Annotated in this window: 16 protein-coding genes and 2 pseudogenes; 11 read left to right on the plus strand and 7 right to left on the minus strand. The window is 56.2% G+C overall.

The genetic code is table 11. The features are described 5' to 3' along the window. Window positions 1-76: 76 nt before the first annotated feature. A complete protein-coding gene (locus tag ACSION_RS04145; protein WP_435304970.1) occupies window positions 77-1,435 on the minus strand; it encodes a restriction endonuclease subunit S in 1,359 nt (452 codons plus the stop codon). Continuing rightward, window positions 1,435-3,801 (minus strand): type I restriction-modification system subunit M, encoded by a 2,367-nt coding sequence (locus ACSION_RS04150; protein WP_435304971.1) that lies wholly within the window; start codon window positions 3,799-3,801, stop codon window positions 1,435-1,437. Before ACSION_RS04150 ends, ACSION_RS04145 begins: the two co-directional genes overlap by 1 nt. A gap of 1,110 nt (window positions 3,802-4,911) precedes the next feature. Between ACSION_RS04150 and ACSION_RS04155 the strand changes: the two genes are divergently transcribed. From ACSION_RS04155 to ACSION_RS04180, 6 genes and pseudogenes are all read left to right on the plus strand, one after another. After that, the gene (locus tag ACSION_RS04155; RefSeq protein ID WP_435304972.1) at window positions 4,912-5,484 is read left to right on the plus strand and encodes a hypothetical protein; all 573 of its coding nucleotides are present in this window, start codon (window positions 4,912-4,914) and stop codon (window positions 5,482-5,484) included. Further along, a complete protein-coding gene (locus tag ACSION_RS04160) occupies window positions 5,451-7,421 on the plus strand; it encodes a hypothetical protein (RefSeq protein ID WP_435304973.1) in 1,971 nt (656 codons plus the stop codon). Before ACSION_RS04155 ends, ACSION_RS04160 begins: the two co-directional genes overlap by 34 nt. 83 nt (window positions 7,422-7,504) lie before the next feature. Continuing rightward, complete coding sequence (locus ACSION_RS04165; protein WP_435304974.1) at window positions 7,505-8,509, plus strand: ATP-binding protein; 1,005 nt, start codon at window positions 7,505-7,507, stop codon at window positions 8,507-8,509. Beyond that, a pseudogene (locus ACSION_RS04170) lies at window positions 8,506-8,895 on the plus strand (TniQ family protein); the annotation flags it as partial. The gene ACSION_RS04165 and the pseudogene ACSION_RS04170, both read left to right, overlap by 4 nt. 135 nt (window positions 8,896-9,030) lie before the next feature. Further along, complete coding sequence (locus ACSION_RS04175; protein WP_435306729.1) at window positions 9,031-10,023, plus strand: hypothetical protein; 993 nt, start codon at window positions 9,031-9,033, stop codon at window positions 10,021-10,023. Window positions 10,024-10,480: 457 nt separating this feature from the next. Then, window positions 10,481-11,698: pseudogene (locus tag ACSION_RS04180) on the plus strand (DUF3375 domain-containing protein); the annotation flags it as partial. Window positions 11,699-11,753: 55 nt separating this feature from the next. On the opposite strand, the gene ACSION_RS04185 reads toward ACSION_RS04180, so the two are convergent. Beyond that, window positions 11,754-13,568, minus strand: coding sequence for a KAP family P-loop NTPase fold protein (locus ACSION_RS04185; RefSeq protein WP_435304975.1), 1,815 nt, complete (start codon window positions 13,566-13,568; stop codon window positions 11,754-11,756). 326 nt (window positions 13,569-13,894) lie between these two features. Between ACSION_RS04185 and ACSION_RS04190 the strand changes: the two genes are divergently transcribed. Genes ACSION_RS04190 through ACSION_RS04200 form a run of 3 tightly spaced genes read left to right on the plus strand, consistent with a single transcriptional unit; the run spans window position 13,895 to window position 15,472 of the window. Then, entirely contained in the window at window positions 13,895-14,350 is a 456-nt protein-coding gene (locus ACSION_RS04190; protein ID WP_435304976.1) for a MarR family winged helix-turn-helix transcriptional regulator, read from the plus strand. Next, window positions 14,350-14,880 (plus strand): SRPBCC family protein, encoded by a 531-nt coding sequence (locus ACSION_RS04195; RefSeq protein ID WP_435304977.1) that lies wholly within the window; start codon window positions 14,350-14,352, stop codon window positions 14,878-14,880. Before ACSION_RS04190 ends, ACSION_RS04195 begins: the two co-directional genes overlap by 1 nt. A gap of 40 nt (window positions 14,881-14,920) precedes the next feature. Then, window positions 14,921-15,472, plus strand: coding sequence for a hypothetical protein (locus ACSION_RS04200; protein ID WP_435304978.1), 552 nt, complete (start codon window positions 14,921-14,923; stop codon window positions 15,470-15,472). Window positions 15,473-15,489: 17 nt separating this feature from the next. On the opposite strand, the gene ACSION_RS04205 is transcribed toward ACSION_RS04200, so the two are convergent. The 3 genes from ACSION_RS04205 to ACSION_RS04215 form a co-directional block, all read right to left on the minus strand. Beyond that, window positions 15,490-15,894, minus strand: coding sequence for a hypothetical protein (locus tag ACSION_RS04205; protein ID WP_435304979.1), 405 nt, complete (start codon window positions 15,892-15,894; stop codon window positions 15,490-15,492). Further along, a complete protein-coding gene (locus tag ACSION_RS04210; protein ID WP_435304980.1) occupies window positions 15,891-16,292 on the minus strand; it encodes a DUF4199 family protein in 402 nt (133 codons plus the stop codon). Before ACSION_RS04210 ends, ACSION_RS04205 begins: the two co-directional genes overlap by 4 nt. Window positions 16,293-16,409: 117 nt before the next feature. After that, window positions 16,410-17,309 (minus strand): AraC family transcriptional regulator, encoded by a 900-nt coding sequence (locus ACSION_RS04215; RefSeq protein WP_435304981.1) that lies wholly within the window; start codon window positions 17,307-17,309, stop codon window positions 16,410-16,412. Between the two features lie 145 nt (window positions 17,310-17,454). Between ACSION_RS04215 and ACSION_RS04220 the strand changes: the two genes are divergently transcribed. Together ACSION_RS04220 and ACSION_RS04225 are read left to right on the plus strand one after the other, a co-directional pair. After that, complete coding sequence (locus ACSION_RS04220) at window positions 17,455-18,825, plus strand: hypothetical protein (RefSeq protein WP_435304982.1); 1,371 nt, start codon at window positions 17,455-17,457, stop codon at window positions 18,823-18,825. Between the two features lie 251 nt (window positions 18,826-19,076). Further along, entirely contained in the window at window positions 19,077-19,283 is a 207-nt protein-coding gene (locus ACSION_RS04225) for a hypothetical protein (protein WP_435304983.1), read from the plus strand. A 151-nt stretch (window positions 19,284-19,434) separates the two neighbouring features. Here ACSION_RS04225 and ACSION_RS04230 read toward each other — a convergent pair whose 3' ends face one another. Next, window positions 19,435-20,217, minus strand: a complete 783-nt coding sequence (locus tag ACSION_RS04230; RefSeq protein ID WP_271251410.1) for a S1 family peptidase — start codon at window positions 20,215-20,217, stop codon at window positions 19,435-19,437. Window positions 20,218-20,231 lie beyond the last annotated feature (14 nt).

Raw genomic sequence — 20,231 nt, forward strand, 5'->3', positions numbered from 1 at the left:
AGCGATTATCAGGGATTGTGGCCCATTCAGGTTTGGGGTGTCGAGCCGGCAGTAACGGTCACGTTCGGTCCGCCGGTCAGGCGGTATCGAGCTCTTCCATTGCCTCCGTGCCGGTACCGGCCTCGTCGTCGCCGAGTGCGGCCAGTTCGTCGTCACTCACCAGGTCATCCGGGCCGGGCTGCCAGCTACGCACGTCCACCTGGCCGGTGACGACATCGGCAATCAGGCGGTCGCGGTATTCGCGGATCAGAGCGATTTCCTGCTCTGTTCTTTCAATGGCGACATTGAGTGGCGCACAAGCAGATTCAATGTGCTTACAAATCTCGATTTGCTCACTCACTTGTGGGAGCACAATCCGGATGCTTTTCATTGATTGCTGTGTCAGCTTGTCGCGCGTTGATCCATCGATAAATCCCGTGTAGTCCACGCAATTGAGTGCATGTGCCAAATACTGTGGCGTAATTCGACTGCTTGGGCGGAGAACGTGCGCGTGGTTGTTCACCCAGATCTTGCCCGATACCGCGAAAGCCACCTCCTTGGTCTTGTCGAAGAAGGGCGCACCATCCTCCCCGAGAAGGACAAGGGGTTCATCGAATAGCCATCCATCCAAATGGTCGATTACCTTGTTTGCCCCCCAATACGGATAGCTGCCCTGACGAAGCCCTCTTTCGGTGGCATTTAGTGGAATTCGAGCACCATCTAGACAACGGGATACTCGTCGCAGCTGAAGCACATCCCAATGCTCCGGCACGTCGCCCAGCCATTCGATGCCGGACGGCTTGAGCGCGACCGATGCATCAAGGCCGCGTGTGACGGCGTGGTCGATGATGCGTAGCTTCTGTTCGGTGAGCAGCTTGATGAGTTCGTGCTTGGCCTTGATGAAGCGGGCGATGTGCGCGTCCTGCGCGCGCAGGTAGGCGACGATCTGGTCTTGCTCGGGGCGCGGGGGCACAAGCGAGGGCATCTGCTTGAAGGATTCCCAATACAGCCGATTGCGGTCGGCCACGATGCCGCGCGAGAACTTGTTGACCTCCTGCATGTAGGCCGCCGTGCGGAACAGATAGCTGTAGTAGCTGCTGTTGGCCTCGTCGTAGGGCTTCACCACCACATAGGCCGGGCTGACCAGCCCATCGACTGGCGCGGGGCCGGCCGCGCCTTGCCACATCCGCATCATGTTGTAGGCGATGTCGCCCTTGGTTGCGCGCTTGTACTTCTCCTTCTGACTCATCACCTGCTTGCGCTTCAGGTTTTCCATGTCACGCACGCGCACGCCGGTGCGCAGCGACACTTCCAGAATGGGCAGATCGGGGAAGCCCGTTTCGACGCGATGGCCGAAAAGGCGGCCATTGCGCAGCACCTGCCAGCCCTCCGGAAGTCGAGGAGCCCAAGGTAGTCCGGATGCGCGATAGTTCGGATGCGCGCTCGCCACCGTCATCACGCCGCTCCCACAATCTTGCTCAACAAGCCTTCGCTCCGCTGCTCCAGCGCAAGGATGTCGGCGCGGATTTCAGCCAGCGTGCGCTGCGGGACCGGCTTGTAGAAGTAGCGCGCAAACGAAATCTCGTAACCAATCCGCGTCTTGGACGGTTCCATCCACGCATCCGCGGCGTGCGGCAGCACCTCACGCTTGATGAAGGCCTCGATGCCGCCTTCCTCGTTTAGTGGCACCTGCTCGGTATCGCGCAGGTCGGAATCGGCCTCGTACTCCAGCACATAACGATCCTTGCCTTCCGTCAGAAAATACTGCCCGGTGATGTTCTCCTCGAAGGCATCTCCGGCTTTCAGCTTCGTGCGTTTGGCGATCACTTCCGGCGCGTATTCATCACGCCAGCTCACCGCCTTGAAGATCGCCTTCTTTTCCGGTGCGCCCAGCTTGATGCCTGTGTCCTTCAGGAAATCATTGAACAGGCTACGGAATGCGTTGTGATCGTCATGCACGTCATGGCCGAGTGCAGTCTGCGCCTGCTTGGCGGCTTCCAGCAGCTTCTTGTCGCGCAGCCAGGTAGTCGGATCGAGCAGCTTCTTGCGCCTCTTGGCGGGAACTGCCTTGCGCTTGGGTGCAGCCTCGTCTTCGTCGCCGTCGTCGCCGTCGTCCTCGCTGTCCTCGGCCTCGTCCTCGTCGCCTTTCAGCCACGCTTCCATATCAGCCTTGATGCTGGCGAAGCTGGTGTAGAGCGCCTCGCCGTACTTCTTCCAGATCTCTTCGCGCAGGATTTCATCACCGCTGGCGAAGCGAAGGGTGTCAATCAAGCCGTTCTTTAGCTGGCTCTTCAGGCGCAGGGGGCGTTCCACTGTCACTTCCCAATAGCCGAAGTCGGAGGGTGCGAACCACTTGGACTGCTCGGTTTCGGTTGCTTCGCCCAGGTACAGGTCGAGGATGCGCTGCGCATCGGTAGGCGAAAGCTCGCAGTTCTTCTTGCCCAGGTTGCGGCGCAGTGGCTGGGACCAGCCACTGGCATCGATCAATTGCACCTTGCCCTTGCGGTGTTCGGCCTTCTTGTTCGCCAGCACCCAGATGTAGGTGGCAATACCGGTGTTGTAGAAAATGTTAAGCGGCAGGGCAATGATCGCTTCCAGCCAATCGTTCTCCAGTATCCAGCGGCGGATGTTGCTCTCACCTTGGCCCGCGCCGCCGGTGAACAGGGCCGAGCCGTTGTGCACCAACGCGATGCGGCTGCCCAGTGGTGTGTCGTGCTTCATCTTTGACAGCTTGTTGACCAGGAACATAAGCTGACCGTCGCTGGAACGGGTAATGAGCTTGAACTCGGCATCGCCACCGTGGTTGACGATGAAGCGGTTGTCGCTGAAGTTCTTCTTGCCGCCCATGCGTTCGAGGTCTGTCTTCCAACTCTTGCCGTAGGGCGGGTTGGAAATCATGAAATCGAAGTCCTTGCTGCGGAACTGGTCGGCGGACAGCGTGGACTTGTCCGCGCCACCAAGGATGTTCTCTGCTTCCTCGCCTTCGCCCTTGAGCAGCAGGTCAGCCTTGCAGATGGCAAAGGTTTCCGGGTTGATCTCCTGACCGAACAGGTGGATGGAGGCTTCGCGTTGGTTTGCTCGGGCCAGGTCGCGCAGTTCGTCTTCCGCTACGGTCAACATGCCGCCGGTGCCGCAACTTCCGTCGTACAGGGTGTAAGTGCCGGATTCAATGCGTTCGGCCACGGGCAGGAACAGCAGCTTGCCCATCAGCGTGACCACGTCGCGCGGAGTGAAATGCTCGCCGGCCTCCTCGTTGTTCTCTTCGTTGAAGCGACGGATCAGCTCCTCAAAGACCGTGCCCATGCCATGGTTGTCCAGTGCAGGCAGCTTCACCTTGCCGTCGGCATCCTTCACCGGCAGCGGAGACAGGTTCACTCCAGGGTCGAGGAAGTCGGCGATCAGATGGCCGAGGATTTCCGCTTCGACCATCGTCTGGATCTGGTCGCGGAACTTGAAGTTCTTCAGGATGAGCTGGACGTTTTCGGAGAATCCGTCGAGGTAGTCGATGAAGTCGTCACGCAGGCGTTGGCTGGCCGCGCTAGACTTGAGCTTGCCTAGGGTGAACTGCGAAGTGTTGTAGAACGCTTGCCCTGCAGCCTGGCGCAGTGCCCCTTCCTGATTGACGATGTCGGCGTGATCCAGCATCGCCTTTTGTCGGAGCACGGCATCCTTGGTGGATTCCAGCACGGCGTCCAACCGGCGCAGCACGGTGAACGGCAGGATCACGTCGCGGTATTTGCCGCGCACATACACGTCGCGCAGGCGGTCATCGGCGATGTTCCAGATGAAGTCGGAAATCCACTTCAGTTGCGATTGATCCATAAGGCAGGGAGTTCCGGTAGGTTGCAAGGGTGACGTGGGCCGCAGCACCCTGCGAAGGGGGGAGGTACGGCAAGCCGTATCATTGTCGGCTGGTCACGGCGCTAAGGCTACTGGAGACGGTCCCAGGGGTTGAGATGCGCGTCAACAGCTCCCCTAATGCCGTGAGGTGCGAGGCATGCTCGACGATCTTCCTCTTGGACCCTCCGATTGGGCGTGTTGAGATCTAGAGTCGACGGCTAACGGCTAACGGCTAACGGCTAACGGCAAACGGCAAACGGCAAACGGCAAACGGCAAACGGCAAACGGCAGTTGACAGGCAAGGGCGCGCGGAGTAATAGTTGTCGCGTAGGAGGCTCCATGTTCAGTCTGTTAACTCTCAAAGCTGATGTGGGCGTTTAGGCTCAGCCATCCAGCAAGACGAACCGGCAGATCGAGCCGGCGCAGAACGACTCTCTCTCTTTTTCACACGGTGCATTGGCTCAGCACCAGTGAGTCGCATGCCTGTCAGTGCAAATCCACTGCAAGAGCAGAATCTCTTTCGCAACTATTTTCGATACGACCTCTGATTGCCGAAGCACCGGGAGCAGGTCGCGTTGCAAATTGGTGGCACCACGACATCGCTACGGCGCAAACGCTTAGGCGCGATCTCCTCTACGAGATATGGCCATCCCGGCCTGCGGGTGTCTCGTGGACAAGTCGCAAAAAAATTCCCGATCGCGCAACGCGTCGGACAGGACAGACGACTCGGCTGCTCATCACGCCGGGGCCGGTGCTGTCACCTCAAGTTCTGCGGGTTTAGAGACCTGCTTCAATTCAATCGCGGAGGCACAGCGGCAGCTGTCTGCCCCTCCCGAGACTTCAAGTTTCCTTGTTAAGCCAGCAATTCTGGATCCTTGCGAGAGTGTCGCCGGATCGATAGGTTCATGGAGCCAGACCCTCGCTCTGCACAACGATGCAGTCGCGCAGCTCGGTCTAAGAATTGAGCTGCCTAAGCCGGGCGAGATTCGTGCACGACAGCTGATTTCTAGATCCCGTCGCGTGATGACCGGGAAATATCCTAGCTGGAAGATCGGACGCCTTGTCCATTGGGAGTCGAGGCTGGAGTCGAAGGTGTTCCGACTCCTTGACGCCTGTCCAAGTGTCGAGAGGTTCACCGAACAGCCCTTCACGATCCACTATCTAGCCGATGGACAGTGGCACGCCCATGTACCGGACGCTGCCTTCCTGACTCACGAAGGCACGGTTTGGATTCTCGAAATCAAAAGCAACCTCGACCCCAGTAATTCTCAGGCTGTGGAGCGTGCTGCGCTAATTGCACCTCGACTCAAGTGCCTCGGCATGAACTATGCAGTCTCGATGGAGCGCGAAATATGCGCCGGCGCATCGCTGGAGAATGCTGCAGCCCTGATGAGATTTGGACGTGTCGCCGGCTCGGCCATCGCAGATCGAAGCATTCTTCAGATGCTGAGCGAACGGGGTGGCCTGTCGCGGGCAGATCTCGTGGGTCATGTCTTTGATGGCAAACATGCATTTCATGCGGCAGCGAACTTGGCTTTGAGAGGCGAGGTTTCCCTCAACTGGTATGAGGCGAGCTGGAAGCTTCTGAGCTTTCAAACACTTCAAGACAACAACCCAGAGGAGAGTCTGTCATGGCTGGTGCGTGCCTTAGGCGTTACCAAGTAATTTCCATCGATGGCAATCGATTGATGCTCCACAGCCGTGTCGGTGAGGACTGGCAGCTAAAGGATCCGAAGGACGGTGCTATCACCCGCATTTCCTTGACCGCGCTTAGGCGCAAGTACGAAGAGGGAAAGCTGGAGTTCCTGATCAAGGAACGATTGTCTTCAGATATTGCGAAGGAGTTGTACAAAGTCACCCCTCGCGGCAAGCCGGATGAAGTAGGTCAGGAGGCATGGAATTTGGCGAGCGCAAAGTTTCGACTCGTAAAAGAGGTCTGGTCGCTGGGTTGGGGATCCACCACCCAGCGAGAAAGAATCCGTGAACTCTGGCCCACATTTACGAAGAACATGAAAGTCGTCCCCTTGATTCCTGATTCGGCTACGGTCTGGCGCTGGTGGGCGAAGTTGGAGGAGTACGGCTGGGACGTCAGGGCGCTTCTTCCTCAACACCATAAGGCGGGTCGCAAAGCACAGGTGCTTGAAGGTGTATTGCTCGATCTTGTCGAGGAGGCTATCGAGGAAGAGTACCTCACCCGTCTACGCAAGCCTAGAGACGAAGCGTTCAAGGCGGCTTGCATTCTTGTTAATGAGTGGACCAAAGCGAACCCGGAACTCCCGCCGCTGGCCATGCCAAAAGCGAACCAGGTGTACAAGCACATCAAATCGATACCAGCGTTCGATGTGCACGCCGCTCGCTACGGGCATGAGAACGCCATTAGGAAATTCAGGGCGGTTCGTGGTGCGACCTGTGCAACGCGACCATTGGAGCGTATTGAGCTTGATCATACGGTCCTTGATCTCATCGTGCTGGACGATCAAACGCTGCTGCCCCTTGGAAGGCCAACAATTGCTGTTGCAATCGATGTTTTTACCAGGTGCATCCTCGGAATCTACATCGGCTTTGAGCCTCCAAGTGTCTCCACGGTCGGGCAATGCCTGAAATCGGTTCTTTTGCCAAAGCTATCGTTGCTGGAACGGATTCCAGGGCTCATTGGCGAATGGAACATGTACGGCCTGATGGAGACATTGGTCGTCGATCAGGCCCTAGAGAACCACGCCGGTGCCATTGATCGGATGGCCGGATGCCTGGGCATCGAAGTTGCTTGGTGCGGAAGCAAGATGCCTTGGCAGAAGGGTACAGTTGAACGCTTCATGCTTACGATGAACCGTGGCTTCTGTCATCAGATCGAGGGGACGACACGAAGTAACATCAAAGATAAGGACGACTACGATGCAGTAGGGCGCGCTGTATGCACAATGTCAGCAGTTAGGAACGGACTGGTCGCGTGGATCGTTGATAAGTATCACTGCAGACCTCATCGATCGCTCCAGATGGCGCCACGTGGAAAATGGAACTCGACAATTGCTGAAGACGATATCCCATTGGCGACGGATATTCATTCTATCGATACGCTGATGCGTGTCCCGAGGTTAAAGCCGCTGACGCACAAGGGTATAGATTGCAATAGCGGAAATCTCTACAACTCGGATGAGCTCGTTGATTTGCGTCGGCAGTTTGGGTCTGAAATTCAAGTAGCTGTCTATCCATCTCCATCGAATTTGGGCTCGATCATCGTTGAGTACGATCCGGCGGAGTTCCGATCTGAAGTGCCGTCGCTTAACCCTGCCTACGCTGAGGGTCTAACTATGTGGCAACACAAAGCAATTCGGAAATTCTCGAGGGAGCAAGGGATCGGCGTTGCGAGCTTCTCAGAGCAGCTTGCAGCGAAAATGGCTTTGGCGGCGATCATCTATGAAGGCATGGCGGACTCTCCCCTTAAGACGCGCGCGCGGGAAGCGCGACTCCTGCAGGGCATTTGTGCAGAGGCAGCTCAGGCATGCGCGGGCGATACGCAAAGAAGTTCTGCACAACCACGACCAGCTGAGGTCGTAGATCCATTCGATAACGAATCGTCGGATGTCGAAGTGGGGACTTTCTAATGGCTGCGGACGGATCAACGTCAGGTGGAAAGAAACAACCATCAGAAAAAGTCGAGTGGTCGAGGGATCCAACCATTTTTCGAATGCAAGTATTCGCCTATGGTTACGAGCCTGGACATCTGCCAGCTGTCGTTGATCGCATTTATATCCAGGCCCCTTGGTTCAAGGAGGCAAAGACATCAACGAATCGCGTTCTTCGCATGGCGCCAAACGCCAGAAAGGAAAATAACGTAAACCTAGAGGGGCCGAGTAGGTCCGGAAAGACAAGCCTCGCGCGAGCGCTCTTGCGAGAAAACATGCCAAAGCGAGATGAATCTGGGCTGCAGTTGCCATGGGGATATTTTCGTGTTCCGTCCGTTCCCTCTTCCGTCGTTGTTGCTCAGCAGCTTCTCCGCTCTCTTGGAGACGCAAGTTGGAGTCAGCGGCGAAGCCCTGTTGAGCGCCTTGATCGAATCCGGGAAGTCGCGGATATGGTTGGGCTGAAGATGCTGATTGTTGATGACTTGCACCGGCTTGTGGATTCAAGAGGAACGAAAGTTCAGCACGCTGTTGCGGATCTGTTTATCGATATTGGTGATGAGACCAGCGTTCCGTTCATGTTTCTCGGGCTCGAGCGAATGGCACCGGTTTTTAATGTCAATGAGCAGCTGCGAGGTCGCACCGGTGCTGCCATTCGCTGTCTGCGATTGGATTGGCGAATCAAGTCTCAACGGGAACTTTTCTGCAACTCGGTTGAGGCGGTCACCAAGAAACTCCGATTGGAAATGCCGTTTGATCACACAATGACAGATCTGACGCTGGCTTTTCGCCTCTACTGCAGCACAGGCGGTCTCCTTGGCTACCTGATTAAGATCATTCGCGTTGCTGAGTACGAAAGGCTCAGGAAAATGACTCCGATGGGATTCGAACTCCTTCGTAGAGGAGTGCTCAGTGTGGTCGGCAAGCCTGCGAGCTGGCCAGGTCGTAAAGATCCGTTTCATCCAGACTTTGTGGGTGAAGTCTCGGATGAGGCTCTTAGACTTGCGGCTCAAGTCGGCAGGGAAGTGGGACCGAACGCTTCGGGTGGTCGAGGAGCGCATTCCAAGTGAAATTCATCCGAACCATCAAGCCCGCCGAGTCCGAGAGTCCACTCGGACATCTGGTCCGGCTAACGGAAGCAAATCGCCTTCGGAGTCCTCTGGAACTTCTGCGGCAAGCTCAGCCCTATCCCAGGAACAGGATTTTGGCCGGTTTGATAGATATGGATTCTTTAGCGACTGCCAATGGCGTCGCTACGGAGGATTTTGGAGACCCCTTTGCACCCTTCCGCAGGGGTGGCAGTCGCGTATCGGCAAAGATGACAGCTCTCTGCAACGTGCTGGTTCCGAACTGCGCTGTCAAGGGAATAGAGGAGTCCGAGTTTTGTGCGGCGTGTGTAGGGGAGTCAGGCTTGATCTCAGCTGCATGGCATCTCTCCAACTACACATGCTGTCCCCGACATGGCACAACGGGCGAGGTCCAGTGCACATCGTGTGGGAAGTCAGCAACATGGATACGTCCGGGGCTTTTGACGTGTTCATGTGGCGGCTCACTGGCTTCGCGCAGCGTTCGGTCTCCAGCAGAGTCTGAGATGTATGTTTGTGATCTCATAGATCGGGCCTTCTCGTCTCGGGCGAAGATTCAGAAGATTGCGGGGTTTCCTTCTGAGCTTGGTGATCTCTCATTAGCAGATTTGCTTGTGACAGTTCGCTTCCTCGCACTTTACTCGCGCCCATCAGGACATGCGGCGGCAGGGACTTTTGATCGCGTCGCTCCTAGGATGACGAATGTCGGGGCGGAAGCGTTCTCGAATTGGCCGCACGGTTTTCGAAAAGCCCTTCAAACAATTGAGACCGCCAGGGGCTTGCCTATCCATGTGGGGATAGCTCGAAGGATTTGGATATACGAGAGACTCGGATATGAAAGGATTAAACGTCCAGAGTTTGAATTTTTAAGGAACGAGATCGATCGCTTCATTGATAAGCCGATCAAGCGGCGATATCGATCCTTCAAGGGGAATATCTACTTCAATGTAGATGAAGCTGCAAAGGATCTGGAGATCGATTACAGAACCCTGTTGCTTGCATGCGACAAGGGCAGGATTAGAAGTCGCAAAGTGACCTGCGACGGCGTGAATGGGTTCGAGATTGACGTGGAGGCGGTGCCAGATTCGCTGCGTGTGGCTGGGAAGTCTTTGGAAGCCAGGAAGGCGGCTCGCATGTTGCAAATTCCCCCTCGTTTGATGATGCACGCGTCGCGTCTAGGGCTTTTGGAAAGGAGTCATCGCGGATCACAATTTAGGGAAAGCGGGTGGAGTGAAGAAGATATTATTAGCTTCCGTGCACGCCTTGATTCGACACATGGACATCCAAGACTTGTGCGGGATAAGCGCAAGAGTGAGCGCCTAGTGCATCTCACCGAGGTGCTTAGAAAGAGTCGCCTGACCCTGGAGTACAGGTACTTCCTGCTTGAAGAGTATCTAGGAGGAAGACTTGCAATCGCTACGTCGAGGGGCGGGTTTTCTGGTGTGCTGGTCCCTGCAAGGATCAGTACTCTTCTGGCGCAAACAGCTTGGTGTGAATAATCTGCAGGCGTGCATTCGATGCAGTTCAATCTCAAGCTCGCTACAACTGCGTTTCTGAATGGCAGCGAACGCTGACCAATACTTGCATGCGACCGTCTAGCGAAAAATCGAGCGCCGGATCTCCACAAAACATTAGTGCAGCATTCGGTGCCTTAGTCACGATTCTGCTTGCTCGCCATCAGCGAATATTGTATCTGTAGTGAGGGGGCTACAAGGTCGGCGGAGAGCATGGCATGTTTGGTGCTCACTGCGCATGCCGACCTAGCTGACAGTTGAACCGTTAGATCGTGTCAGCATATCGACTGGCTGGTCATCGACTTGCGACTGCTTTTGGCCAAAAGCCTTCGCTAACTGTCTATGTAGGGCTGGTCAGCTAATGACTAGCGGGTTGTGTCTCATGGAGTGAGAATGATTTATTCCATCATGTCTCTAAATGGGTGTACGGGGAATTTGATCCATGAAACCTCTGCAGTACGCCGCCACCTTCGATCGGCTCAAGGACGAGCCGGCGTGGCAGTTGCTACGAGCAAACAAGGCGCCTGAGATTTTGGCCCTGCTCCAATTCTTGCTCCATGACGCTGATCGGGTATTGCCAAGTTCCGTGCTCACCGAGCGGCTAACCACAGAACTAGGCCTGATGCGAGTCCAAGGCCACGATCTAGTCGACAAGGCCGCCTACTACGTCCGAGACTGGCTCTCGGAGGGCTGGCTCGAGCGCCGCCTGCCGGATGGCGCCGGTGAGGAGGAATATGAACTCAGTACAGCCGCTCTGGAGGCACTGCGGATTGCCAACTCCCTTTACACCCAGAGGCAGCATGCGACCGAGTCACGGTTGGCGCTTGTCATGTCTGGTCTCGAGACCTTGGCCCGTGAGACCGACCAGAACGTTGAAACCCGTCTTGCAAAGCTGAAGCAGGACCGCGACAGAATCAACCAAGAGATCGACCTCGTCGCTCGCGGCGAAGGTCCAATCCTTGACCCGGAGCGCGCCGCGGAGCGCGTGAAAGAGGTCATTGGTTTAGCCCGGGAGTTGTCCGAAGATTTCCGACGGGTCCGCCAGCAGTTCACCGAGCTCAACCGGGGGTTTCGAGAGAAGATCATCCAGGATGAGGGGAGTCGCGGTCAGGTGCTGATCAAGTTGTTCGCGGGCCGTGACGTCATCGCAGATTCGCCGGCGGGTAAGACCTTCAACGCTTTCTGGTCTCTCCTAACCGACCCGGAGCAGAGCACTACGCTTGAGGGTGCGATTGACGCGGTGACGCGCCGCGAATTCATGCGCTTATTGTCCCGCGAAGACAGGATCTTTCTCACCCAGCTTTCCCGCACCCTACTGGACCGCGCCGGCTCGGTGAACAACGTGCAGACCGGGTTCGCCAAGAGCCTTCGCTCCTACGTTCAGAGTCGTGAGTACCAAGAGCAGCGGCGTCTGACCAAACTGCTGAACACAGCCAAGTCAGAAGCGCTGGCGGTTCGAGAGAAACTGCGACCGGAGAAGGCGATCGGCATGGACCTGCAGCTGAGCAGCGCCTCTTTCCACTCCATCGGTCGATGGAAGACCTACGACCCACCCGTGACCCTGTCCACGAAGGACATGGAAGACGCAGACGAAGCCGACGTCAGCTTGGCCATGGTGCAAGACGCCATCGAACAGGGCGAGATCGATTTCCGCACCCTGTACGGTAACCTGCAAGCGATCCTGATGCAGCAGTCCCAGGTGAGCATCGCCGGGCTTATGAGTATCTACCTTGCTTCTCCCAGTGGTCAAACACCGCACCGGCCCAAGGTTCAGAGCCAATCTTGGGAACAATATTTGGCTGGACCTGGCTGGCGGGGCGTTCACGCAGGAACGCCGCCAAGCGCGGACCTTGGGTTGGGTCTGCACCACACAAGGTCAAACAGGCTTCAAGGATCGCAGGCACACCCCACTGCTGTTCTTGGCGCGCGCGATCAAGAAGCCTGTCCATCATGAAAGCCAGCTCGGAACGGGAGATCTCTTGGAGCTTGCTTGAAAGCGATGTGGCCATGTCGGGATGTTCGAGCAAGGCTGACAACGTTTCGGCGGCGTCCGATGACAGGCGGTCACTGGGGGTTATCAGCGGGGCGTGCTCGCGCCCCACATACAAGGCGCCACGCAAATCCTTCGTTGCCAATGCAGGGGGTAGTGCAAGCCATTCCTGGACAAAGCTGCCGTGCCAAGGTTGGGCCAGCTCCTGAGCTGCGCCTGAGATTGCTTTGGCCTCCCACTCCGACAGCAGTATGGGATGACCGTTCTCGTGCGCATTCGCAGAAGCGATCAACTCCCGATAGGCCTTGGGATCGCCCAGACGCTCGAATAACAGCAACTTGGCCAGCACGGCCTCGTCCACGCCGACCCCTTGGGCTTTGGAGATGGTCATGCGAATAGCCAAGGCGTTGAGAAAGCGTTTGATCAGGCGCGGATTACCGGAGATGTCAGACGCCGATACCATCAGTGGCGCGAGGCGGTCGGCCGTGTCGAGCTGATTAACCAGGCCCGGTGGCAGCGTAAGTTTCAAAGACTCAACGAAAGCCCGGTCTACTCGCTTGCCCTGCCAGCTCTCCCGCAAACGCGCGGCAATACTCTGCCTTATGGCCTCTTTGGTTTCCTCTTCAAGATCGCTGTTGTCGACGAACAACATCATCATGTAGGCCCGCACTTCCTGTGTGCCCAGCGTCGGCACACGGATAGGGACTTGGACAAGTTTGTCGAAATAGTTGGTAACCAGTGTCTGGTCGTCCAAGCCACCGAAATGCTTGCGCACGGCATGCTTGATCATCGCGTCATCGGCAGCAATCACAAACGCGGTGTGTTTCAGGAACAAGAACAAACGGATCGCTTCCAGCGTTGAAATGGTGGTGTGAGGCAAGCATCGATCCAGGTCATCGATTAACACCACCAGAGTGATCTCTAGTTCTTCCAGCGCCTCTTCGAAGCTATCGCGCAGTGCCTGGATCTCTTTGGGAGGGGACTCTTCCAGCCTTGGAGCCAGCAGCGACCTGGCTTCGCCGGCAGCCTGCTTGGCTTTGCCTTTGGCATCTTCCAACTCGTTTTGGTTCACGCCATCGGTCATGCTTTTCGCCGTCTGCCATAGCCCCCCAAGCACGCCAGTGGGCGCCAATCCCAGCGACAGGGCAAGTGCATCGCCGGCGACGAGCCGGGCTGCACGAAACCACCTGATGCGTCTTATGAAGTCGGCAACCTTGCTCTTGTCCTTGTTACGCTTGACAGCCTCTTCTTGAAGCTTCTCGGCAATAACGTCCATCAACGCCGCGCGCGCGTCGTCATATCCTTGGTAGAGCCAAGCATTGAACTCGACAAAAACAAATTCGCGATCACCCTGCTTTTTGGGCTGCTTTGAAAGGGCCGTGCGGGTGAGCTTGATCAAAGAAGATTTCCCCATCCCCCAAGCTCCCGAAACACCAATAGAAATGGGCTTGCCGTTCGCCCTGGCGATGATCTCGGCAATAGTGTCGGCCACGCCGGAAAAGTTAAGCAAATCGCGCTCGGTCTCGTTATCGGCCCACATGGTGCATCCTTCATTCGATGTGATTATTCCAAGCACAGCCGTGGATGAGATGCGATCACGCACCCTCCCCGGCTTTGCCTCCCCACGCCTGTTATAGCGAGGCATCGTTTCGGACACCAGAAATGTGAAATATTTACGCGTGGGTCCTGCTGCGAGCAGCCCAGTCTTGCAGGGCTTAACTCGTTACCGAAGCGATTGACTAATACCTTGCCTCGCTGCCACTCGGTTGGCTCAAAATCGGGGATATTCGATCTATCCTAGAAACTGTCCTTGAGGCCAAATTGGTTCGTTTTGACGAACGGTTTCCGGACGTCCAGACTGCGGACATGAAGGACCTCGACCTTGTTCGTTCAATCCAAATGGCATACCCCAAGATATGGTTTGCCTGCCATGTCGAACACCGCACCCGGGGGCAAGATAGGGGCAAGGGGTTAACCGATAGAGAAGCCGGCCTACTTGCACATATCTCCAGCGGCCAGCATGCGAGCTCGCTCGCTAAACACTTGGGAATTGGAAAGGCCGCACTCTCCCAGCATCTAAAAAACCTAACGTCGCTCGGCCTTATCACTGCGCGCTACGATCCGGCCGATCGACGCCAGAAAATAGTCGAACTCACCGATTCGGGCAGATCCATTGTAGGTGAGAGTTCTGTGCTCGACACCGATAGACTAAGAAAGCTTCTCGAAAAAATCCCAGAAGAAAAGCGAGATATGGCTGTGGCGGGACTGGAACTTCTAGCAGACGCTGCAAGCCGCATGCGTGTTGATAAGGAGAACACCTGATGAAGTGGATGGCCATTATTGGTGGACTCGTTGGCGTTGTCGTAGGCGCTGGTCTTGCCGTTTATTTGATAGGTATGTTCCTTCCTGCCGAACATGTGGCTGAGCGCACCCGAGATATCGATGCCGATGTTACGGGGGTATCCGAACGTGTCCGAAATGTTGAAAAACAGTCCCAGTGGCGACGTGGCGTCTCGCGCATCGAGTTGATGGATCGCCAGCCTGATAAAATCTCTTACACCGAGCACTCGGGTTCCGACGCTATCGCATTTGAGCTGGTGGAGCGAAAACATGGGCGAGCCTTTGAAAGTCGGATTACATCGACTGACTTGCCATTCGGGGGGCGGTGGCTGATCTCGCTTGAGCCGATTGATGGCAACCGTCGCACCCGCATCTCGATCAGAGAGGAGGGTGTGGTGCATTCGCCCCCTTTTCGCACCCTCAGTCGGTATGTTTTTGGCCACACCGCGACGATGGATGCCTACTTGGAAGATCTAGAACGCTCTTTCTCGGGGGCTAACAATGGGGCGTGAAGCCGAGTGTTATGGAGAACTCGGTCAAGAGGCCGGCGAGGTGAGCGCGATGCTGGAAAGCCGCGAAATTCGCCTACGAGGCGCATTCAAGGCGATTTTGCATTATGACGACCTGCGCAAGCTCACAGTGCGTGATAACGCTCTCCAAGCCCTAACCCCCCGAGGCCAGCTCAGGCTGCACCTAGGGGAAGTCGAAGCGGGCAAATGGCTCGATCGGATCGAATCCCCGCCAAGCTTGGCCAAAAAGCTCGGAATTAACCCTGGAACTCGTGTGCACCTGGTGTCTTCGCCCCTGGAAGTTAGGGACGTGCTCTCAGATGCGGGCGCTGAAATGGTTTCGTTAAGCGATGCGGAGCTCGCTTTTATTGTTGTGGTTTCACTCGAGGATCTCCGCGCAATGAAAGAGCTGGCGTCCACGCTTCCCCAAGGCATTTACTTGTGGGTATTGCGTCAGAAGGGAAAGAAGGTGGAAGTGAAGGAATCAGAGATTATGGCGACCCTTCGCACCCAAGGATTCGCACCTAGCAAAACTGCCGCTTGGTCGGACGTATACTCGGCAGACCGGTATGGCCAGGCCAGAGACCGTGCTTAGAGGGCCGCTAGATGCGATTAGAGTTTGCCGGATGCTCTATAGCGCTCTACACCTTGCCCCACCAACCCTTTTAACTCCGCCACCAGGTCTTGGTCCATGGACTCAAAGTTAAAGCAAGACTTGCCCTGCATGCGCTTTTTCAGCGCGGGGCTTATTTTTCCGAGCAGATCGGGGAAGTCGTAGATAGGCATGAAATGAAATAAGCACTTGCGTCCCGACACTTTGACGGCACCGAAGAAACGAGCCTTTCCCTTTTCATCCGGGCGCGCACAATTTGCATAGAAATGAGCAGGATCGTTATGCACGACCTGGAGGTCGTCTTGATAGGGAAGCAACAGTTCGCGCAACCCTGCAAATAGATTTCCCGAATTACCGGTGCCTACACCGGGGGTTGTCGGGGACAGCTTTTTTCCTGGGGTCATGATATGGCCACTTTTTTCTTACCTATCCGAAGAATAGCCCATACGACGACACCAACGACAAGACCACCAATCAACGCAGCCACAGCGCCTTGCAAAATAAAGGCCGCCGCAGTCGTTTTGGCTTGGGCCAACCATTCAGGATTGATGCTGCTGATGTAGATGGAGCTCATTGCTGCCATGGACAGCGTTGCGAATGCACTCACGGCAAGCACATGCTTCATCCCGGAAAGAAAGGTGAGGTCACCCGAACTTGCACGCGCACGTCGCAATGCGATCATCATTCCCACAATAGGAATAATAATGGAAAGAAAGCCGGTGATACGACCAACGTCTGCCTTCGTCGTATGGAAGCCAAGCGCATATTCAATCCACATCCACAGCCCTGTGGCGATGCCCACGCCCAGTCCGATCCATACGCTTGCCCGCATCTGAGTTCCCCTTAGTCTATGAACCTCCCTAAGACTAGCTGGACCCATTCGCCTGGCAGTTGTCAGATCTTGCGGACTTACGCGGGCTTACCCCACAGTCAGTGGAACTACCGGCAAGCAGCAGTCAAGATCGAAGCGATCCCACCCAATGACCTCTGGGCGCTGATGAAACACCTCCATCGCTGGCAGAGGAGCCGCCTGCCAACCACTTTCAGGCAGCCACTTCCGAAACAGGTAGTCCCAGGCACTCTCAACATCAGACATATCACCCTCACATCGAACCACCGCCCAGTGACTGCTCGGGAGCTTAGTGCGGCCGATGTCGGGGGCACACTTGACTCCCACTGGAACAGTGCACGCAAAGTCATAGCGACATTCTTCCAGCGCTACGATGTCCGGATCATCGATCGACATGCCGATCAGCAGAGCGTTCTCACGCACCAGTCCGGCTTCATCGATCCATTCTTGCAATCGAAGATACCCGTCTATCAATGCTTGAGGCTGAAGATAGCCGCCCGTGACGCGAATGTATGCAAGCTCCATTTCATATCGGTCTTCGACAGTCACCGGCCAATCCCGCAGTGCTTGGCTTTTCTCGCCCTGATTAAACGGGCCTTCCTGGGCGGGCTCCCTGCGCAGAATTTCGTTAATGTCCGCGCGCGAGGGGCTGACGCCATAGGCCTTGCGGAAAGCCTTTGAGAACGTCGAAGATGAATCGAAACCACAATCGGCGGCCACTTGGGAGAAGCGTTTCGTTGGAGAGCTGCGCATCACAAATAAGGCGCGTTCCAACCGCGACTTGGAGACGAACGCCTGCAGAGTTTGCCCGGTATGCGCACGAAAGATGCGGTGAAAATGGAATTGCGAGAAATGAGCAACTTGGGCGAGGCTAGCGAGGGAGAGATCGCCATCGGGATTGCGCTGAATATGGTCAATAACCCGGTTCATCCGATGCAGGTAGTTAGATTTATGCGTGAGCCTCAGCATCCTTCCCTCGGTTCCCAAGTCTATCTAGCTAGGCTAAGCACTTTTTTAATTGAAGGAAAGCACCAAAAGCCAACTACTTATTAGTCCACACGCTAATTACCGGCTCAAACAATCTATTGGTCGGAAACGCAGACAGAGGTAGGCCATGAAGCACATTTTTAAGAATTGGATATCACTTGCGGTGGCGATGCTAGCAATATGCAGTGCTACCACATGGGGAGCTGCGAGTTCACAGGAGAGAATCAACAGGGGCGAAGCCGAATCCGTAGCTGCGAAGGTTGCAATGCAACCCGATGGCGCGCTCTGGCCGGGTTTCGCACCTGCCAAAGTCCCCTTGGCAATATTTGACGGCGAGCGCACTTGGGTATTTGGGCACCCCCATACGCTGAACAACTACGGGCCTGGCCCGCACGGCAGCCAAACACGCACGGGGCGCGATCCAGCCATTATTGCCAATTCGAATGCCGAGATTGGGGGCGTTGGCACGGCTACGTTGCTACTTGGGGATGCCAGCAAGGCGCGCACTGCTGACGAGCTCGCCGCAGTGGCCGTCCACGAAGCATTCCACGTATTCCAGCGTAGGCAACACCCCAAGTGGGCCGGCAACGAGGCAGATCTGTTCACTTATCCCATCGACAATGCTGAGATTTTGTCAGCTCGCCGTGAGGAAACACTGGCGCTGCGCAGCGCGCTGGCGGCCGGTTCGGCTTCGGAGCTTAGTTGCTGGTCTCGCGCCGCATTGGCAGCTCGTCAAAAACGCTTTGGAATGTTATCAGCCGAGCATGTTGCCTACGAACGCGGCACGGAGCTCAACGAGGGTCTGGCTACTTACGTGCAAGGTATCTTCAGCGGCAAAGGCCCAACCCTGCCAGAGAACGACTACCCCGCAGCACAGGTTCGCCAGCGTGCTTACAGCACCGGCGCGGCGATCGCCACGCTGCTGGATCGCAGCGCGCCGGGATGGAAAGCGTCCCTCGATACAAACGACAGCCAACATCTCGACCAGCTCCTGCTGGCAGCAGTTGGGGAGGGCGATACTTGTCAGTTGGAGGCATCTGTCCGCCCACGCCTTTCCGCGCAGGCGGTTGTGGAGGTGGCTGCCTTAACGGATGAACGCAGTAGGCAGTTGATGCGGTTCACCCAAGCGCCCGGTTGGCGTGTAGTTGTGGTGGCCGACGCCGCTCCACTGTGGCCGCAGGGATTTGACCCGCTCAATGTCGAACAGATCGCTCCAGGACGACTTCTTCATACTCGGTTTGTGAAGCTGGGAAACGAAATGGGAGAAATGGAGGTGCTAGGTAAGGCTTCACTCAGTGATGGCCAAGGCGTCCACCCGCTTTTCCAGGGAGTTAAAAAAATTGAAATTGGTGGCCTTGATAAGCCAAAACTTACTGAGCAGGGCCCCCGGACTCTACTCAGTGCCGACGGCTTACATCTAAGCTTTGTAGGCGCCAATGTGAACGAGCGCGACCAAGTGCTGACAGTGACGCTTTCTGCCCCGCCGGCGAGCAAATAGCTGGATGCCGGTCAAGAACGGAGTTCGAGCATGCCAAAGATGCAGTTTGTCTCATTCATCCAGCGGCGGATCTATGTTATCGGCAAAGCCAGGTCGCTTGCACCGACGTTTCTAGGTCTGAAACTGAAATGGACAATCGCATGTGCTGCCACCCATTACTACACGCAAGCTCTCCTCGGTCAGCCATCACCGCTATCCGTTGGGCGGCCAAGCAGGACACCATTCCATCTTTCCCGGGGGGATAACAAACCATGCCTGTGTCGACCTCAAGCTCGGTAGCTGACAAGCGGCTGGCAAAGCTTGCCAGCATGGGAGAACCACGCCTCTACGCAAAGAACGAAATACTAATCAACGAAGGGGAAGTGTCCGGCAGCTTGTTCTTGCTTACTAGCGGCCAACTAAAAGTATTTACCCGACCCGACATCGCGCCGATATTGCTCATCGGTCAATGCTTCTGACATTTTGAATAGCAGCGCATTCGCCCAAGTGTTGTAACTCGCCATCATCTCAAAGTGTGATTTCATGGCACTTCCTAGACTGGATATAGGGCCCAACACCTGAGTTAAGATGCGCCGCGAAGCGGCGTCGGCTTGGACGAATTGTTAGGCCTTACGGCCCGGACGTGTCGCTCATGGTTGCATCAATCCAAGACAGGTAATACGACACCCGAACTTGGTGAGCCTCCTGGCCATAAAACCCTGGCGGTGATGTGCTAAGCCGGCCGCGTGCCAAGCCCAGCAATTCCCAACGGCCGTCGTGTTCAAAGAGCACTGGTCCGCCGCTGTCTCCGTTGCCGAGCATCCCCTCTAGTGGCAGGGCGGCGTCGCCGGAGTCGAAAGTGTAGACAAGGGCTCGTTCCTCCACAGCGGTGATGACATTTTCCGCACTGCGTAGCTCTGTGCGGTTTGCGCCGGCAATTTGTCCCTTTTCACCGTTTCCGGTGGCCCCTTTTCCGAAAAGCACAACCGTTTTCCCGAGTTCGGCCTTTCCCCTGTAGAGAGCGATCGGCTCAACGCCCGTTACAGGTTGCGCAAGTTGGATAAGCGCGATGTCGTCCAAGCCGGCTAGGAAGCGGATAGCCCCCTCCGGATCCTGCGCCGCTAGTCCCTCGGGCAGTTGCTTGTAACCCGGATGAAGAAAGACCCGCTCGACCTTGAGGCACTCACCGTTGAGCATGACTTCGGTGATGGGGTGCCATTGGGTGCTGTGCGCCGCAGTGAGCACCCACCGCGACCCAATCAAGACTCCATGACCCTCATGAGGGAGGTCCACCAAGGCTTGCAGTGCACCGTCGTGCACCAGATATGCAGAATCAGGCACGTCGTGCCGCACGACGATCGCGTTCGCAACCGTAGAGGCGAGTAGCAGTGGAATGGCGGCAAGTCGCTTCATACGCATCCGAGTAA

It is taken from the genome of Pseudoxanthomonas sp. LjRoot125, from assembly GCF_964252705.1.
Taxonomy (GTDB): domain Bacteria; phylum Pseudomonadota; class Gammaproteobacteria; order Xanthomonadales; family Xanthomonadaceae; genus Pseudoxanthomonas_A.

Bases quoted from the DNA above. Each gene is read 5' to 3' on its own strand.
- ACSION_RS04145 (WP_435304970.1), bottom strand. From the start codon at position 1,435: ATGACGGTGGCGAGCGCGCATCCGAACTATCGCGCATCCGGACTACCT.
- ACSION_RS04150 (WP_435304971.1), bottom strand. From the start codon at position 3,801: ATGGATCAATCGCAACTGAAGTGGATTTCCGACTTCATCTGGAACATC.
- ACSION_RS04160 (WP_435304973.1), top strand. From the start codon at position 5,451: ATGGCTGGTGCGTGCCTTAGGCGTTACCAAGTAATTTCCATCGATGGC.
- ACSION_RS04165 (WP_435304974.1), top strand. From the start codon at position 7,505: ATGCAAGTATTCGCCTATGGTTACGAGCCTGGACATCTGCCAGCTGTC.
- ACSION_RS04175 (WP_435306729.1), top strand. From the start codon at position 9,031: ATGTATGTTTGTGATCTCATAGATCGGGCCTTCTCGTCTCGGGCGAAG.
- ACSION_RS04185 (WP_435304975.1), bottom strand. From the start codon at position 13,568: ATGTGGGCCGATAACGAGACCGAGCGCGATTTGCTTAACTTTTCCGGC.
- ACSION_RS04190 (WP_435304976.1), top strand. From the start codon at position 13,895: ATGAAGGACCTCGACCTTGTTCGTTCAATCCAAATGGCATACCCCAAG.
- ACSION_RS04195 (WP_435304977.1), top strand. From the start codon at position 14,350: ATGAAGTGGATGGCCATTATTGGTGGACTCGTTGGCGTTGTCGTAGGC.
- ACSION_RS04205 (WP_435304979.1), bottom strand. From the start codon at position 15,894: ATGACCCCAGGAAAAAAGCTGTCCCCGACAACCCCCGGTGTAGGCACC.
- ACSION_RS04215 (WP_435304981.1), bottom strand. From the start codon at position 17,309: ATGCTGAGGCTCACGCATAAATCTAACTACCTGCATCGGATGAACCGG.
- ACSION_RS04220 (WP_435304982.1), top strand. From the start codon at position 17,455: ATGAAGCACATTTTTAAGAATTGGATATCACTTGCGGTGGCGATGCTA.
- ACSION_RS04225 (WP_435304983.1), top strand. From the start codon at position 19,077: ATGCCTGTGTCGACCTCAAGCTCGGTAGCTGACAAGCGGCTGGCAAAG.
- ACSION_RS04230 (WP_271251410.1), bottom strand. From the start codon at position 20,217: ATGAAGCGACTTGCCGCCATTCCACTGCTACTCGCCTCTACGGTTGCG.